Annotated in this window: 16 protein-coding genes; all 16 read right to left on the bottom strand. The window is 62.0% G+C overall.

What is annotated here, in order from left to right; genetic code table 11:
* Positions 1 to 3: 3 nt before the first annotated feature.
* The gene (gene virB11, locus OKW45_RS20505; RefSeq protein WP_429470728.1) at positions 4 to 1,122 is read right to left on the bottom strand and encodes a P-type DNA transfer ATPase VirB11; all 1,119 of its coding nucleotides are present in this window, start codon (positions 1,120 to 1,122) and stop codon (positions 4 to 6) included.
* Positions 1,119 to 2,363: a type IV secretion system protein VirB10 gene (gene virB10 / locus OKW45_RS20500; RefSeq protein ID WP_429473327.1), complete on the bottom strand. Its 1,245-nt coding sequence runs from the start codon at positions 2,361 to 2,363 to the stop codon at positions 1,119 to 1,121. Before virB10 ends, virB11 begins: the two co-directional genes overlap by 4 nt.
* Positions 2,356 to 3,186 carry a TrbG/VirB9 family P-type conjugative transfer protein gene (locus OKW45_RS20495; RefSeq protein ID WP_429470726.1) on the bottom strand — a complete coding sequence of 277 codons (831 nt, stop codon included), beginning with the start codon at positions 3,184 to 3,186 and terminating at the stop codon, positions 2,356 to 2,358. Before OKW45_RS20495 ends, virB10 begins: the two co-directional genes overlap by 8 nt.
* Positions 3,183 to 3,887, bottom strand: coding sequence for a VirB8 family type IV secretion system protein (locus OKW45_RS20490; protein ID WP_429470724.1), 705 nt, complete (start codon positions 3,885 to 3,887; stop codon positions 3,183 to 3,185). Before OKW45_RS20490 ends, OKW45_RS20495 begins: the two co-directional genes overlap by 4 nt.
* Before the next feature lie 198 nt (positions 3,888 to 4,085).
* The gene (gene virB5, locus OKW45_RS20485) at positions 4,086 to 4,781 is read right to left on the bottom strand and encodes a P-type DNA transfer protein VirB5 (RefSeq protein WP_429470722.1); all 696 of its coding nucleotides are present in this window, start codon (positions 4,779 to 4,781) and stop codon (positions 4,086 to 4,088) included.
* A gap of 14 nt (positions 4,782 to 4,795) precedes the next feature.
* The gene (locus OKW45_RS20480) at positions 4,796 to 5,959 is read right to left on the bottom strand and encodes a TrbL/VirB6 family protein (RefSeq protein WP_429470720.1); all 1,164 of its coding nucleotides are present in this window, start codon (positions 5,957 to 5,959) and stop codon (positions 4,796 to 4,798) included.
* On the bottom strand, positions 5,959 to 8,394 hold the full coding sequence (locus OKW45_RS20475; protein ID WP_429470718.1) for a VirB4 family type IV secretion/conjugal transfer ATPase: 2,436 nt from the start codon (positions 8,392 to 8,394) through the stop codon (positions 5,959 to 5,961). Before OKW45_RS20475 ends, OKW45_RS20480 begins: the two co-directional genes overlap by 1 nt.
* A gap of 1 nt (position 8,395) precedes the next feature.
* A complete protein-coding gene (locus OKW45_RS20470) occupies positions 8,396 to 8,716 on the bottom strand; it encodes a VirB3 family type IV secretion system protein (protein WP_429470716.1) in 321 nt (106 codons plus the stop codon).
* A gap of 16 nt (positions 8,717 to 8,732) precedes the next feature.
* Complete coding sequence (locus OKW45_RS20465) at positions 8,733 to 9,074, bottom strand: TrbC/VirB2 family protein (RefSeq protein WP_429470714.1); 342 nt, start codon at positions 9,072 to 9,074, stop codon at positions 8,733 to 8,735.
* Between the two features lie 50 nt (positions 9,075 to 9,124).
* Positions 9,125 to 9,778 carry a lytic transglycosylase domain-containing protein gene (locus OKW45_RS20460; protein WP_429473326.1) on the bottom strand — a complete coding sequence of 218 codons (654 nt, stop codon included), beginning with the start codon at positions 9,776 to 9,778 and terminating at the stop codon, positions 9,125 to 9,127.
* Positions 9,778 to 10,359 carry a hypothetical protein gene (locus OKW45_RS20455; protein ID WP_429470712.1) on the bottom strand — a complete coding sequence of 194 codons (582 nt, stop codon included), beginning with the start codon at positions 10,357 to 10,359 and terminating at the stop codon, positions 9,778 to 9,780. The genes OKW45_RS20460 and OKW45_RS20455 overlap by 1 nt, the downstream gene beginning before the upstream one ends.
* 332 nt (positions 10,360 to 10,691) lie before the next feature.
* On the bottom strand, positions 10,692 to 10,976 hold the full coding sequence (locus tag OKW45_RS20450) for a hypothetical protein (protein ID WP_429470710.1): 285 nt from the start codon (positions 10,974 to 10,976) through the stop codon (positions 10,692 to 10,694).
* Positions 10,969 to 11,202, bottom strand: coding sequence for a helix-turn-helix transcriptional regulator (locus tag OKW45_RS20445; protein WP_429450698.1), 234 nt, complete (start codon positions 11,200 to 11,202; stop codon positions 10,969 to 10,971). The genes OKW45_RS20450 and OKW45_RS20445 overlap by 8 nt, the downstream gene beginning before the upstream one ends.
* 117 nt (positions 11,203 to 11,319) lie before the next feature.
* Positions 11,320 to 11,856 (bottom strand): hypothetical protein, encoded by a 537-nt coding sequence (locus tag OKW45_RS20440; RefSeq protein WP_429470708.1) that lies wholly within the window; start codon positions 11,854 to 11,856, stop codon positions 11,320 to 11,322.
* A gap of 152 nt (positions 11,857 to 12,008) precedes the next feature.
* On the bottom strand, positions 12,009 to 13,235 hold the full coding sequence (locus OKW45_RS20435) for an ISL3 family transposase (RefSeq protein ID WP_429470553.1): 1,227 nt from the start codon (positions 13,233 to 13,235) through the stop codon (positions 12,009 to 12,011).
* 278 nt (positions 13,236 to 13,513) lie between these two features.
* Positions 13,514 to 13,921, bottom strand: coding sequence for an ACT domain-containing protein (locus OKW45_RS20430; protein ID WP_429470706.1), 408 nt, complete (start codon positions 13,919 to 13,921; stop codon positions 13,514 to 13,516).
* Between the last annotated feature and the right edge of the window lie 145 nt (positions 13,922 to 14,066).

Below are 14,066 nucleotides of genomic sequence, written 5' to 3'. Positions count from 1 at the left end.
TTCTCACGCGAACGCCGTGCGCACCTTGCGCACAGGATCGAACCAGATTTCCGTCATGCCCCAGCGCTTGCCGATCTGCTTACCCGCGCCGTCGTAAAGCGCGTGCGCTTCCATGTGCGCGATCACGTCGATGGTCAGAAACAGCAGGCGCTTCAGCGCGGCATCGTCGTATGCGGCGGCTTCGGGATGCTCTTTCGCCATCAGCGCAAAGCGTTCGATCGCGACGGTTGCACTTGATGCGTGATAGCTCGTGATCGAGCCTGCGTGTCCGGTTGTCAGCAACTTCAGGAAGTCATAGGCTTCAGCACCGCGCAGTTCGGCAAGCAGCACGCGATCGGGCCGCATGCGCATCGTGCTCGCGATGAGATCGGCCGGCGTTACGCGCGCCTGCCCATGCCCACCCTTGCTGTACAGAAGGTGGACGCAGTTCTCGATGTGTCGGATAAACAGTTCCCGGACATCTTCGATCGTAACGATCCTCTCGGTTGACGGAATCGACCGGCACAGGGTTTTCATGAAACTGGTCTTGCCGGAGCCCGTATTGCCGACGATGACGATATTGAGCCTCCCGGTCACGGCCAGCCGGAAGAACGCGCCCCAGTCCCGCGCCTCCAGGCACTGGACGAGCTTGCGATCCTCAGCGCGCAGCACCGGCAGCGCCGCGTCGAGGCCATTCGGACGATGCCACACGATGTCGTCGAACAACCCTTCGTCGCGATACACGTCGAGGCTCTTTTCGCTTGCGGACGGCCGGCGGATCGTGACCGAGACCGTACGCGGCGGCACGACGGGCGGCACCACGATCTGGATACGCGCGTCATCGGGCAACAGCGCGGACAGAACGGGATGCTGGGCCGACACTTCCTGGTTTGTGAGGGTCGCGACCGCCACCGCGAACGACATCAGACGCTCGTAGTCAAGATCGGCATAGTCGTGGCCGTGCCAGCCGAGGTGTGTCTCAGTCAGCACGCGCTGCGGACGATTGATGACCAGTTCCGTGACGTCGGAATCGTCGAGCAGTGGCGCGAATGGCCGCATCAGTTCGCGGACCGATGCGTCGTCGGGAAGCCGCGCGAGCACCGCATCGCCAGCTCGATCCTGCATGGCAGCGTGGGCGATCATGGGGCGCCCTCCGGCCGTAGGGCGTAGACGGATCTGAAATCCAGATCACGCGCGACCACGATCGTAAATTCGGCTCCCTGCTTCTGCGTCAGCGTCGGCGGGATGTTGATCCTGCTGTCGAGCACCCGCGTGGCCATGTCGTTGCCCTGCTGCTGCGTGTTCTCGTAAACGACGGACCCATTGCTGTTGCCGCCGCGCGTGGCCAGATAGCCGATCGCGTCCTGGGTGAAGCCGAGCAGCATGGCTGCGCCGATACGCGCACGCCAGTGGTTATCCACGTACCCGTCAATCCCCATGCGCCCGAGCGAGTCAGCCGCTGGCGAATCGATCTCGACGGTCACACCGTGAGGCGTCTCGATGCGGGCCGAGAGGATGAAGGTCCGCTTCTGCCCAGGTGACAGGTTCGAGCGATACTGGCTGTTGATCTGGGACCCGCGCTCGATCAGCACCACCCGCCCGTCATCGGAATAGACGTTCTTTGTCACCGTGCAGCTCGACAGCCCTGCCTCGGTCGAATCAAAAGCGGTGTCGCCTGCGCAGTCGATCTTGGCGCCCTGCGCAAGGATGAGGCTGCGGTCGCCCAGCATGTCCGCGCGCACCCGCGGCGTGGCGGTCGGGGTCAACGCCTGGACAAGTGTTCCGGTCCCGCTCTGACCGGGTGCGGCAGCCGACCGGGCGGAGACGGTTGCAGCCACCGGCGAGGCTGCTTCCGCGACTCCGCCAGACATACCCGCCGCCGGGAGCATGCCCGTCACGCCACCTTCCTGCCCCCCCGCCCCGGACGTGCTGCCCGCCGCGAGTAACGGCGCATCGTAGTAGCTGCGAGCAGGCGCCCGATGCTGAACCGAAACAGGTGGACTGGCCACGACTGGCACCGACACTGGGACAGGTGCGCTCGCCACGGGTGGCGCGGATGCCGCGCTCGCCGCAGCCGGCGTGTCGTTGAACACGCGCCCCTGAGTCGATGTCTCCGCTACGGCATCGCGATGCGCTTTCGTTTCTGCGTCGTGACGCGCAAGGAACGTGTGAATCGTCCAGACCGCGCCGGCACCGGCTACGAGGACGATGACAAGCGGCGTCAGCCACCAGGCGCGCGGGCGCGTGCCCCGGTACTGCCCGAGCACCGGCATCCCGCGATCGGCCGACGTTCCGGACACGCCCTCTGCATCCCGGCCATACCCCGTCGAACCACCATCGGCAGGTTCGTCCGGTTCGATCGTGTCGCGGGTATCGTCATTCATCATCGCGACTCCGCAACACGCGTTTCACGCCGCTAACCGTCGTGCCATCACTGGGCGGCACGCCATCCATGTCATACGCGTCGTTCCAGATACCGACAACCTCCTCACCGAGACGTAACACGAAGCGCTTCGCCACCTCGTGAACGACGATCGTGTCGCCTTCCATATGTTTGTCGACCACGCTTTCCGTACCGTCGTCCGCCACCCGGAACGTCGCCGGGATGCGCCGGTTGCTGGGAATGCGGATGTACGTGAACCTGCCATCATCCCAGGCCGCCGTCGGCGCGATATCGTCCGAATGCAGCATGGCCTGCATCGAATAACGCGTGTTGCGTATCGCGGGCGACTGGGCGAGGCGCCGGGAAACGACTTCAGCATCGGTTTCAGCCTGCGCCTGAGCCTTCATCTCCCCCGGGTACACGAACGTCACGCGATACATCTCGTCGCCGTTTGCGAACCTCGCCTTCAGCGGCAGCACCACCAGATCGAGGCTGTAGCTGCGTTTGTCCGTACGGATTTCGAGATTCGAGTCATGCGCGGCAAGCTGCGGCTTCAGGTACACGTCGTGTTCCCCCCTGTTCGCCACCACCTGCCAGCCGTCGCGGTCACCGGGCGCCACCACCTGGATCTGTTCGTACGGATCAAGCGCAATATGGGTGGCAAAGCCGCGCTGCGCTTCGATACGCACAACGGCGTCAGACGCATACACGATCTGCCGGACCCGCGAATCGTTGGACCAGCCAGGCACGTCATACGCGCGGGCGGACAGGCTCACGACCAGCAGGCAAGCAAACCAGAGAGCCGGGACAGAAACTGCTCTCATGGCGTACCTCCCGCTGCCGCGGTCGAAGCCGGCGGCGTATATTCGGGATCGCGGCTGTAAGCCGTCACCCTGAAACCGAACGGATTCGCGACGGCAACGCTTTCGCGCGTGAATACCGGTGGGCGGTAGGTATAAGCGAGCGTGATCACAAAACGCTGCGTGGGCTCGGCGTTCGCCTGGCCGTTTTTAAACGTCGTGCGCTCGAGATGCACCACCGCATGCCCTGGTTCGTCGGGCGGCAGCGTGGTCGAGAGAATCCGCACACGCCGTTCGGTGCCCGGACCAAGCTGCCGGTCCAGCGCATCGGGTCCGCTGTAAACACCCCGGTAATCACGTGCGACCACGTCATCGCTCATGGCCAGCACGCTGTCGTAATCCATCTGCAGCAGGCCCCAGTCAAAGCGTTCACGAGCACGCACGTATGCCTCGACCCAATGCTTGTCCTGGATTTCCTTTGTGTGCACATGACGCGCATCAAGCACGTCGATCACCTGGGACTCGCCCGTCAGGCGATCAACCTCGATCGGTAACGGCACGACCCGGTAGAACGGCAACATCACAGCAAGTGCCACCGCACTGAGCGCCGCAACGCAGACTGCGGCGTAGGCAACATGCCATGCCCGCCGTTCGGAGCGCTCCTGTAGGTGGGTCAGCGACGCCTCGATGTCAAGCACGCGCCCATAGTCTTCGTGCGCGCTCATGATCCGGCTCCGACGGTCGATGCGGCGGGCGGTACTGACGGAACGGATGACGCTGGAACAGGAAACACGCGGTTGATCGGCACGCGATGTGACCCGTCCGGCAGGACGGCCTTTGGCGGCCCTGACGAACATCCACTGATCAGGATAACGAAATTTACTAGAAATGATCCCATCAGAATTCTGTACATGGCCGTCCCCTCAGTTCCCGAATGAAGCCGGCGCCATCTGATCCTGCAGCCGGGCAGTATTACCGGCCCGGCTCAACACCAGTTCGCTCTGCTGCTCGGCCACGAGCCTGTCTTCGGTCTCAGCCAGCATCCGGAAAAGCTGCAGTTTCGTCATTTCGTTGCCGACCGTCGTGGTCTCGGTCTGGATGCGCGCCTGCAGCTCCGCCACGCCCTTCGGATCCTGCGTCACGTCGATCTGCTGCATCAGGCTCTGGATCTGGTTCAGTTCCTGCAGCTCGGTCTGATACGCCTGCAGGCCGAACGCCTTGTCCTGAAACGGCTTGTTCAGCGCGCGCTGGCACACCTGCTGGTCGATACCCGCCTGGTCCTGGCAGTTGTAAATCTCACTCGCCGAGCGCAGGGACTGAGCGCTCCCCGTCAGCCCGTCGTAGCCTCCGTTCTGAACCGCGGTATAGACGCTCTGCCAGTTCGACGGCAGCGAGCTGGCAACCACCGGATTACCCAAAAGCGCACCAAAGCCGCGCGTGCCGACCGTCGACTGGTAGATCTGGATTTCCTGCTGGACCTCCTGCTCAAGCTGGAGCACCGTCGCAATGGCCTGAGCCACGTTCTGCGCGTCGAATACCGGAATGCCCTGCGCATGACCCGCGGAAGAAAGCCCCGCCCATATGACTGCGATACCGACTATCCTGAATCGTCCTGTCATGATGATCACCTCACTCAACTACCCTGCCGTCCGAGGTTCGCGCGCGCCGCGCGTTGATACGCGGGCATCGATCCACCACCTGAATTCCCCGACCCGCCGCCTGAGCCCGTCCGGTCGCGAATCGTGCCACCGGGGCGCGGACCGTTTCCGCTGCGATTGAATGCCTGTCCGATCGCGGTCGCGATGCGGCGCGACGCGACACCGGCCACGAATGCCCCGAATCCGGATACCGTGGCGCCGCCGGACAGTCCGGACGCCACAGAGGGCAGCTGCCAGCCGACCATCGCCAGGAAAATGGCCGTCGCAAACATGCCAAGTGCTGCGCCCCACGCGGCCGACGCCTCCAGCGCTGCCTGGCCCGCTGCAACGAGGGCGGCTGGGTTGGTACCGGGCGCCGACGTTGTCACCTGGAACGGCGCGAGCTCGGTCGAGAATGCCGTCAGGGCCATGCCCAGGAAAACTGCAACCAGCACCTGCAGCAGGGCGTAATTCGCGACTTTGGCGGTCCACGCTTCGAAGAAGCGGGCAGTCGGTGCAAACGCGGCGCACGCTATGAACATCGGTCCGATGCCGAGCACAAGGTCAAGCAGCATGCGGCCCATCACGACCTCGAACGCGAGCACGATCAGGAAAATCGAGCCACCCACGGCGGCCACGAACCCGCACACAATGTCGCCAATGGCCGCGGCAAGTCCGCTCGGGCTGAGCCCTTCATGCGTCGCCTTTTCGGAATAAGCATCCAGCACAAGATCGATCTGCTGGTCGTAGCAGTCGAGCGTCTGATAGATACTTGTGACACTGGTCGCCGTCACGCTGCTACCGCTGACTGACCCGCATCCGGGATTGCCACCGCCCGTCGTGTTCGCCGCGTTCTGGATCGTCTGGGCGAGGCCCGCCGTCGCACCACTGACGGCCGTCACGACCTGCTGCTGATAGATGCCGCTGCCGAGCGCAAAGGTGAGAATCGCGGCGACCTTGAGCCCACGCCACGCGAACGCGGGCACAGCTTCCTGCGCCTCGCCACGCACGATCGCCAGACCATAGGCGATGACCCAGATCGTGACGGCGGTGGTCACAACTGGAACAAGCGCGCCGGACAGCGCTGACGACACGTTCGTCACGTAGGTCGACATGCCGTTCTCGAGCGTGCCGCCGATCGCGGTAAAGAGGCCGCTCATTACACGCCTCCCCGCTGCGCTGCGCGGCGCTTCGCCAGTTGCGCGTGGAAAACCGGCAGCCACACGTCGGGGTCGTCGCCAACCTGTGCGCGGATCGTGTCGAGCAGTTCGACGGTATCGGTGGTGCCAGACAGCACATCGAGCACATCGCCCAGGCCCGCAAGATCAAGCCGCCCGACGGCCGAGCGGTGGCCCTGCTTGACGAGGAACATGCGGCTGTTCTCGCCGAGATTGCGCACGATGTTGAACTCGGCTTCGGTCAGCTTGAAGCCGTGCACATAATCGTCGTAATCCGCCCGCGGGTTCGGCAGAAAGAAGAAGGTCGCGCTCTGCTCGACCAGTGCGCGCGCAATATCACTGCGCAGCACATCGGCCGGCGACTGCGTATCGAAAATCCCCAGGCCGTTCTGCTTGCGGATCGTCTTCTGCTTGTTCTTCGCGAAATCCGTGAAGACGGGGTCGGAGAGCCGTTTCCAGAACTCCGTCATCACATAGATGAAGCGCCGGCCATCGATCAGGCTTTCCGTCAGATGCAGCAGGTACATCGTGACGGGCGTTGAGACTTCTGCGCCATCGAGCAGCTCGGTATCGTCGAACCCGAAAAGACCCGAGCGCGCAAGATCAATTCGGTCGGTCGGGTTGTCAAGCACCCAGCCGAGCCGCCCGCCCATGCACCATTTCGCGAGGCGCGCATGCAGGCTGTTCTCGCCCACGTTTGGCAGCAGTTGCCGCAGCATCGACAGGCGTCGCAACGGCTTGTCCATGCGGGCGACTTCCCGCACCGCGCGCGAGATGTCGAGCTCGTCTTTCGCGGACAGCGGCCAACCCGTGTCAACGAGCTTGCGCACGAGCCGCTCCCAGAAATCGAGCACGGATTCATCGGGTGTCATCTGGAACGGGTTGAGCCCGGTCGGCACGCCCCGGCGAAACACGGTGTATGTGCCGCCCATCGCGCGAATCGCGATCTCGGTACCACGGTCCTTGTCATACAGCACGGCCGTGACGCCGTACTTCATCGCCATCGCGAGCAGGAACAGCTCAAGCACCGTTTTGCCCGCACCGGCCTGGCCGACGATCTGGGTGTTGGCGAGCGCCTTTGCATCGGCCGAATCCTGCTTCTCCTGTGTGACGTGGAAATTCAGGTACAGCGGCTGACCGCTCGGCGTCCTGACGATCGTGATCGCCTCGCCCCATGGATTGCCGTCGCGCTTGCCGGTCGCAAAGTTGTGCAGGCTGGACAGTCCACAGAAATTCCGGGACGTGAGCTTTGCCTCACGGGGCCGGTAGCGCCAGTTGCCCGGCAGCTGCGCAAACCACGCGGCATCGGCCACGAGATCTATCAGCGCAGTCTGGAATCCAGCGTCGGCGAGCTGCGTGCGCGCCTTCGCGACGTGCTTCGACACGTCTCCAGGCGTATCGGCCAGTACGGCAAGCGAATAGTGATACTCGCCAAGCACGAAATCGCCGTTGATCAGGTCATTCAATGCCTGATCCATTGCCCCGATCTGGGAGACCGCCACATCTTCGCCGGCAATGAGCTGGTTGCGCTGCCGCTCGAGCGCTTCCTTTGCGCCAGGCTTGTCGAGGATGGTGAAACTCTGCGTTTCGATATATTCGAAGTCGCCGTACAGCAGGCCGTTAAGCATGCCGGGCTCAGTGTCTTCGGGATAGTCCTTAAGGTCGAGTAACGCGGCATACCGTGTCGCGGCCGGCATGCGGATCTCGACCTTCTCCACTCCGACGAACAGGCGGGAGGTCGGCAGCGCCTCACGGATTGACCCCGAGGGAACCGGCTGCGGCTCCCAGACGGCATTGATGAGATAGCCAAGCAGTTCCAGCGCCGACGAGTACCGGCGAGGACGCCGGGTATAAGGGCCTGGCTTGCGATAGGCCCCGAGCGCCACCGGATCATAGGGTTTCAGGCCTGATTCGAGTTGAGCCGCCAGCTCGTCCATTGCCTTGAGTGCTTCATGCTGGTCACGCCGGATATCGTCAGGCGTGCGACGCGCAGCCCGACTGAAGACGCGCCCCAGCTTCGTGCGGTTCGGCCGGTAGACGAGCGTCAGATAAAGCTCGTTCGCCATCATCCGGTAGCCTGCAAAGCCCGCGTAATAGCGTGTCGCCAGTTCCTGGCAGAATCGGTTGCCGTACGGCGTGGCAAAGTGATCCGACACGCACCGACGTAGACGGTGCGACCAGAGCGCCACGTGGCCGCCGGGCAGCCCACGCACCAGCTGATTGAATCCGTCATGACGCACGAGGATGTCCACCGGATCGGTGGCCTCGAATGCGATGCCCGCGAGCTTCCAGATCCGCAGGTAGTCGCCCTCGCGCGTGCTGATCACCTGATCCGTCACGTGCGTCGAATACGGGATGGTGTCGGCGAGTGCCACTTCGCGGTTCGCGACGGCGACGTGTTTCGCGGTAGCTGGCATGTCACGCCCTCCTCTTGAGGCGGACCGGCACGTAAGCGTGTACGCCCCAGGAGCGGCGGTTACCCTGACGCAGGACCATGCGCAAGCGCAGTGCGTGCTGCGCCAGGCGCTGGTCGTCGCGGCGCGTGATGACGCGCATCGCAACGAACACCGGGATCATCAGGAACAACAGTCCGACGCCGAGCGGCGGACTGGCCAGCAGCGCCCAGATTGCCGGGATCAGCATGCCGCCACCAATCATGAGGAATGGCACGAGCGGTACACCCCAGATCATCGCGGGCCGCGTGCATCCCTTGAAAACCGGATCCTTGAGCGAGTTCATGATTCGTCGCCTCGGATCAGCTCGTCGGAATCAGCATGCCGGCGATCACCGTCGCGCAACCGACAAAGAGACCGCCGATAAACACGTTTGCGATATCACCGAACCGGGCATGCTGGAACATCATCCGGAAGCCCGCCCAGATGATGGAAATCGAGCAGATCACACCGCCCACGCCGAGCAGCGTCGTCTGGATTGTGCTCAGGAGCGTGTTGACCTGCGAGAGCTGCGCCCAGGCCGGCGAAGCGAGGAGCAGCGTCGCGACCGTAGCGGCGATCTGCCTTGCTAACCTATGATTGGACTGAGACCCGACAGACACATCCCGATATCGCCGACACATAATATGCATTCCTGAATTCATGATCAGCTCCTTTCTCCTTTCGATGGATCTGCTATCGTCTGGCCGGTGGGCTAGAACACCACGGCGCTGCTGCCTGGCTCACCAACGTTTGTACCCGGTGCGGTGTCAGGTGGCTCCGATACCGGGTGATCAGCTGATCGGGATCGCACCGGATTCGAAGGCACGGCGTGATCAACCGGAATAACCGGAATGGGCTCAATCGCCGGTACGACTGCATGAGAGGACGGTGGCGCCGGCAGCCGCGCGTTATCGATAACCCGTTGTACATAGCCGGTGCGGTAACCTGTCGAGAAATTGCCACTTGCGTAGCACGACAGGCTCGCGCGCAGGGTCGACTGCAAATCGCGCTTGGTATCCGCTCGCGCGCGCCGCGCGGTTTCGAAACAGCCCTGCAGTATTGCGGCGCCCGCGGCTAGGTTACGGCACGGGTCGAAGGCGCTCCGCTCGCTCAGCCCGTACGCGGACCAGTTCGCACGGTTCACCTGTGCAAGCCCGACGCTGAAATTCCAGCCACCGGCAGCGAGCGCATGGGTGGTGGCCACCGCCTCGGCCTCGCTCACCGGCTGACGCACCAACCGGCCGTGCGTGACGCCGATCGCATACGGATTGAAGCCCGACTCAGTCCGCACGATCGCCGCCATAGTGATCGGCGCGGCTTGTGGCGCACACAACTGAGCGAGCGTGGTGAAATCGAGCGGCGGCATCATTGCCCTCCTTCACCGAAGCCGTTTTGCTGTTCGGTCTGCTGCAGGAACAGCGCAGCGGACTGCGACGGGTCATACGGCACCTGCGTGCTGCCCGCACCATAGAACTCGTTGATCGTCGGTTCCGAACCCGATACGTCCCACCAGACGCGGGTATATAGCTGATTGTCGATCTCGACGTTGATTGCCCCGGTGGCATGGCACAGCAGCTCGCTCTGCTCGGGACCGCCCCAGTACAGGAGATCTTCTCGGCAGTAAGTGCCGCTCGCGAAGATGTTGGTCGCGAACGTACCCTGCGAGCCGCCTGCGCCAAAATCACAGGTCGGGAAAGGATCGCCGTGGCGCAGCGCGTTCCAAAGTTTCTCGATCGGCGGCACGCACGCGCCGTATTGTTCGGGACCACCCGGATTGGAGAGACAGAGGAGAACCTGGCAGCCCCAGTCGTCGGCGTGAGCCAGAGCCAGGCCGGGCGCGAAGACCGACGTACCGGCGAGCAACGACAAGGCAAGCGACCGCCGGCGCATGATGCCGTGCATCGTGCGCAACCGCGATCCGTCCACTATCGGCTGAAACATCTTCATGATCCGCTTCCTTCCATCAATGCAGCACCGGCGTATGAGAGCGGAAGCGGGAAGAGGAGCCCGCGGCGCCGAGAGGCTCACCGCAAGCTCAAGGGGGATCAAAGCAGAGAAGCCTTCAAACGCAGGCTTCGGGACGTGAAATAACCACCGTGCATACACGCATCCGTCGATACGTCGGGGCCGCTCACGCGTACTCGGTTGTGCCAATCACACATTGGCACGTTGACCGGAACAGATTGTCGACTACGAACGGAGCTTTACCGCCGGCAACCGAAATTGAATCTTATCGGCCATCTGCTCCGTTTCCGAGCGTATTGCCGGGCCGTTCTACCTCATGGCTTCTCCATCAGCAAACCCGCTAATGCCTGCTTGGCGCAGGCCAGTTCGAGTTCAAACCGGGACCACGGATATCGTGGAATCCTGAGTCGACGGCAAATCACTTCGCGACCGGCGCGCCACAGGTACACCATGCGCAACAAATCCCGCTGAGGCGTTGCGAGCCGCCGCCACGCCTCTTCTATGCGAACTGCATCCGCCGGGTCATACGGACCGCGACCCGCACTCGCCCAGTTATCCAGACGGGCATCGAGCGAACGCGGTTTCAGGTGATCATCCATCGCGTGCCTCGTCGTCGGACGGGGGCGTGCGATACCCAGCGGGATCTTCAAGAAAAAGCTCGATGTCGGTCGCACGCCAGCCAACCGCCCGTTCACCCAGGCGGATCGGACGCGGAAAAGTCCCCTCCTGCATCCGCTGGTAGATTGTCGATCGTTTCAGCCCGACTTCCTGTTCGACCTGGCCGCGCCGCAATATCGCGCCCACCCCACGCAATCTATCGGACATGATTGACCTCCCGCTGTATTGCCCGAATGAGTTCCTGCATGGGCTCCATTCAAGCAGCGGGAGAACCTGACGGGCAATTCCGTCATATCGTCGGAACATCCCGTCGGGTAGTGAACGTCAGCGATGGCGGCCATCGGACTCAACAACCGAATCCGGCCTCAGTGCGGCAGCAAAGGTCTGCCCGCTGCGCGAGGCTTCACCATTGGCCTGCCCCTTGAGGCCCAGCTTCTCATCAATGGCGCGCGCAACTGTAGAAGATTTAGGGGGTCGTTCGGGATCCCACTCCGACCAATGCTCCCGCATAACGTCGAAAAGAGCCTCGAGAGTGTGCGTCAGGTGAGGAAGATGAACAATTACTGCGCCCTCACGCTCTGAAACGGCTTCATGCCTGCGGGCCTGACCTGCCACACCGGCCAAAGGCAACCGCTCGAGCCTGCGTTCCAGATGTGTGGCCCAGACATGATGCATGACGGCCGTCCGGGATATGGCGAGTTCCAGCAACCTGATACGACGATCACGCCCTCTAAGACGGGCCGTCAGACGTGCAATTAAAGCCTGCGATTCCTCACTACGACGGCGCCAGTATTCAAGATCAGGGTTTGCATCGATTTCCGGTAGTGTCGGGGCTGGATGATCCTCAGCCGATTCGAACATATTCCCTCCTTCCCAACTCTGCGCGGAGTCGTACTACACAAATGTAGCCCCCTCAGTCAAAGCACGACTGGACCAGATGCTCCGACAGTCCTCCGACATATCTTCTTATGTTTTCTTTAAGGCTCTTTTGAAAGTGGAGTGGGTTATGCGGCTCACGAGGCATGCGGGTTGATGCTGGAGAAGTCGAGTTTGCCTGCGATGAGAAACAGGACCGTTCGCATAGTTTCGAAGCGAGCGTATCCGCGTGCCTTGCGCTTGGCGGCCTGAAACAGTCCATTGATGGCTTCGATGAATCCGTTGGTCTGGCGGGTCTGGGTCCAGGCGACGATTCCGTCGAAGTGTCGGCGAATCAATCGCACCACATCCTTCATCGGTTCGACCTTCGAACGCATAACGTTGGTGCACCACTGCTGCAGCATGTCGGAGACGACATTGATTTGCTTGCGCTCGAGAATCTCGCGCAGTTGCTCGCGATATAGCCATGCGCGGGCGGTGCGCTTCGTGGTGTACTGACTGACGAGCGCCTCGAGGTCGGTCAATTGCGCCAGGTTGAGTTTGTTCGCGTCTTTCAGCAGCGTCCAGCGCATGCCTTTGAGTTCCGGGTCGACTTTCTGTTGTTGTCGACGCACGGTATCGAGCGCCTTGGACGCGTGAGCGACGACGTGAAACTTGTCGAAGGTCAGCCGCGCATCGGGCAGATGTTCGTTGACTCCCTTGATGAAAGCCGGCGACATGTCGATGCTGACCGAATCGACTTGCTCGGGCTTGCCACCATGCTGGCCAAGATAAGCCGCGAAGCGTTCAATTGTGCCGGCATCCTTGCCGGTCGTCACGAACACGACGCGCCGCGCCTGCATGTCGGCCACCAGTGTCAGATACTCATGACCGCGCCGGTACGAGGTTTCGTCAATCGCCACCATCGTCACCTCCGACAGGTCCGCCGACGCGAGCGCCAGTTCCACATAGCGCGAGCAGATGGCATGCACCCGGTGCCACGACAGGTTGACGATGCGCGCCACGGCAGCAAACGGCATCTGCTGAGCGAGCATCAGCACAAGCGCCTCGAACAGCAACGTGAAGCCGCTGAGTTGGCCGACCCAATCAGGTTCCACCAACCGTACCGAGCCGTCCGGCAAACGCACACGCGGCACACGTACTTCCAGAAAGCACTCGTGCTGAAAGAAATTCAAATGGCGCAGACGCTTGATTTGCGTGTCGTGCACGGGGTGCTCGCCGGCTACGTCAGCATAGGCAAACCGGCTACCCGCGACGAAGTCCACGGCAATCGTGAGCTGGCGTTTGCCGGTATCAAAGTCGACGCTTTGTACGTACCACGGGGCCCTGATTCCCAAGGCGGCTTCAAACAATTGGTTCGTCATTATTCGTTTCGTCTTGCATGGCTGGTTGCACCATTCTGCCGCAACCAGCCATGACTCAGCTTATCGAATCAGTGCGCATCAAGGGTTCGCTGCGCCGGGCTTACGCCCGCCCTTGACCCGCCAAACCACCCATTGAGAATTCAAAAGAGGCTTCTTTAATTTATTTGAACACATGACACCGGAGCAAGACCGAACCTGTAGGCGCGAAGAAAATTGCCAGCAATGCAGAAAAAATAACGGGCCCGGGCAGTCTGCGAAATCCGACGTATACGGCCCGCTCAAGGACAATCGCAGGACGCCGCCGCGATTGTTCGTAGCACGGTCATTGCCTGTTCCGCCCGGCCAACCGGAACGAGAATGTGATCGTGGTAATAGCCGGCGATCGTATTGCATGGGATACCCGCCGCTGCGAGCTCGCGGCTGACTACTGCGATTAATCCAACTGCCTCCAGGCTGGAGTGAACCGACAAGGTGATCAGACGGGCGTCGTATATGTACGGGAACCCAAGGCGTTGGGCATCATCGCGCTCGACGATTGCCGTTAGCCCCTCTCGCTCCCTTACGGTACCAAAGGCTAATAGCCCGGACGGCAGGGCGAAGTCTGGAAAAGAACAATAGACATAGGTCGGCTCCGCCATAACTGGACTGAGAGTCGCACACAGCTTTGCAAGATTCTTTTCGCTCAACGTACCCCTCCGAAAAAAGTGACGTTATGCCACAGAGAGGGTGTTCACGCTCCCTGTGTTTAGAAATTCTAGACGCTGCGTAGCAGTTCTAACCGCAGCCTCCCAAATACGATTGGCCGACTAAGATCAGATCAATGCCTCTACT

It is taken from the genome of Paraburkholderia lebeckiae, from assembly GCF_050436225.1.
Taxonomy (GTDB): domain Bacteria; phylum Pseudomonadota; class Gammaproteobacteria; order Burkholderiales; family Burkholderiaceae; genus Paraburkholderia; species Paraburkholderia tuberum.
This window is presented reverse-complemented; position numbering and strand designations above follow the sequence as displayed.

What these genes read in the sequence shown, in the direction of transcription:
- virB11 (WP_429470728.1), bottom strand. Translation starts at nt 1,122, where the DNA reads ATGATCGCCCACGCTGCCATGCAGGATCGAGCTGGCGATGCGGTGCTC.
- virB10 (WP_429473327.1), bottom strand. Translation starts at nt 2,363, where the DNA reads ATGAATGACGATACCCGCGACACGATCGAACCGGACGAACCTGCCGAT.
- OKW45_RS20495 (WP_429470726.1), bottom strand. Translation starts at nt 3,186, where the DNA reads ATGAGAGCAGTTTCTGTCCCGGCTCTCTGGTTTGCTTGCCTGCTGGTC.
- OKW45_RS20490 (WP_429470724.1), bottom strand. Translation starts at nt 3,887, where the DNA reads ATGAGCGCGCACGAAGACTATGGGCGCGTGCTTGACATCGAGGCGTCG.
- virB5 (WP_429470722.1), bottom strand. Translation starts at nt 4,781, where the DNA reads ATGACAGGACGATTCAGGATAGTCGGTATCGCAGTCATATGGGCGGGG.
- OKW45_RS20480 (WP_429470720.1), bottom strand. Translation starts at nt 5,959, where the DNA reads ATGAGCGGCCTCTTTACCGCGATCGGCGGCACGCTCGAGAACGGCATG.
- OKW45_RS20475 (WP_429470718.1), bottom strand. Translation starts at nt 8,394, where the DNA reads ATGCCAGCTACCGCGAAACACGTCGCCGTCGCGAACCGCGAAGTGGCA.
- OKW45_RS20470 (WP_429470716.1), bottom strand. Translation starts at nt 8,716, where the DNA reads ATGAACTCGCTCAAGGATCCGGTTTTCAAGGGATGCACGCGGCCCGCG.
- OKW45_RS20465 (WP_429470714.1), bottom strand. Translation starts at nt 9,074, where the DNA reads ATGAATTCAGGAATGCATATTATGTGTCGGCGATATCGGGATGTGTCT.
- OKW45_RS20460 (WP_429473326.1), bottom strand. Translation starts at nt 9,778, where the DNA reads ATGCCGCCGCTCGATTTCACCACGCTCGCTCAGTTGTGTGCGCCACAA.
- OKW45_RS20455 (WP_429470712.1), bottom strand. Translation starts at nt 10,359, where the DNA reads ATGAAGATGTTTCAGCCGATAGTGGACGGATCGCGGTTGCGCACGATG.
- OKW45_RS20450 (WP_429470710.1), bottom strand. Translation starts at nt 10,976, where the DNA reads ATGGATGATCACCTGAAACCGCGTTCGCTCGATGCCCGTCTGGATAAC.
- OKW45_RS20445 (WP_429450698.1), bottom strand. Translation starts at nt 11,202, where the DNA reads ATGTCCGATAGATTGCGTGGGGTGGGCGCGATATTGCGGCGCGGCCAG.
- OKW45_RS20440 (WP_429470708.1), bottom strand. Translation starts at nt 11,856, where the DNA reads ATGTTCGAATCGGCTGAGGATCATCCAGCCCCGACACTACCGGAAATC.
- OKW45_RS20435 (WP_429470553.1), bottom strand. Translation starts at nt 13,235, where the DNA reads ATGACGAACCAATTGTTTGAAGCCGCCTTGGGAATCAGGGCCCCGTGG.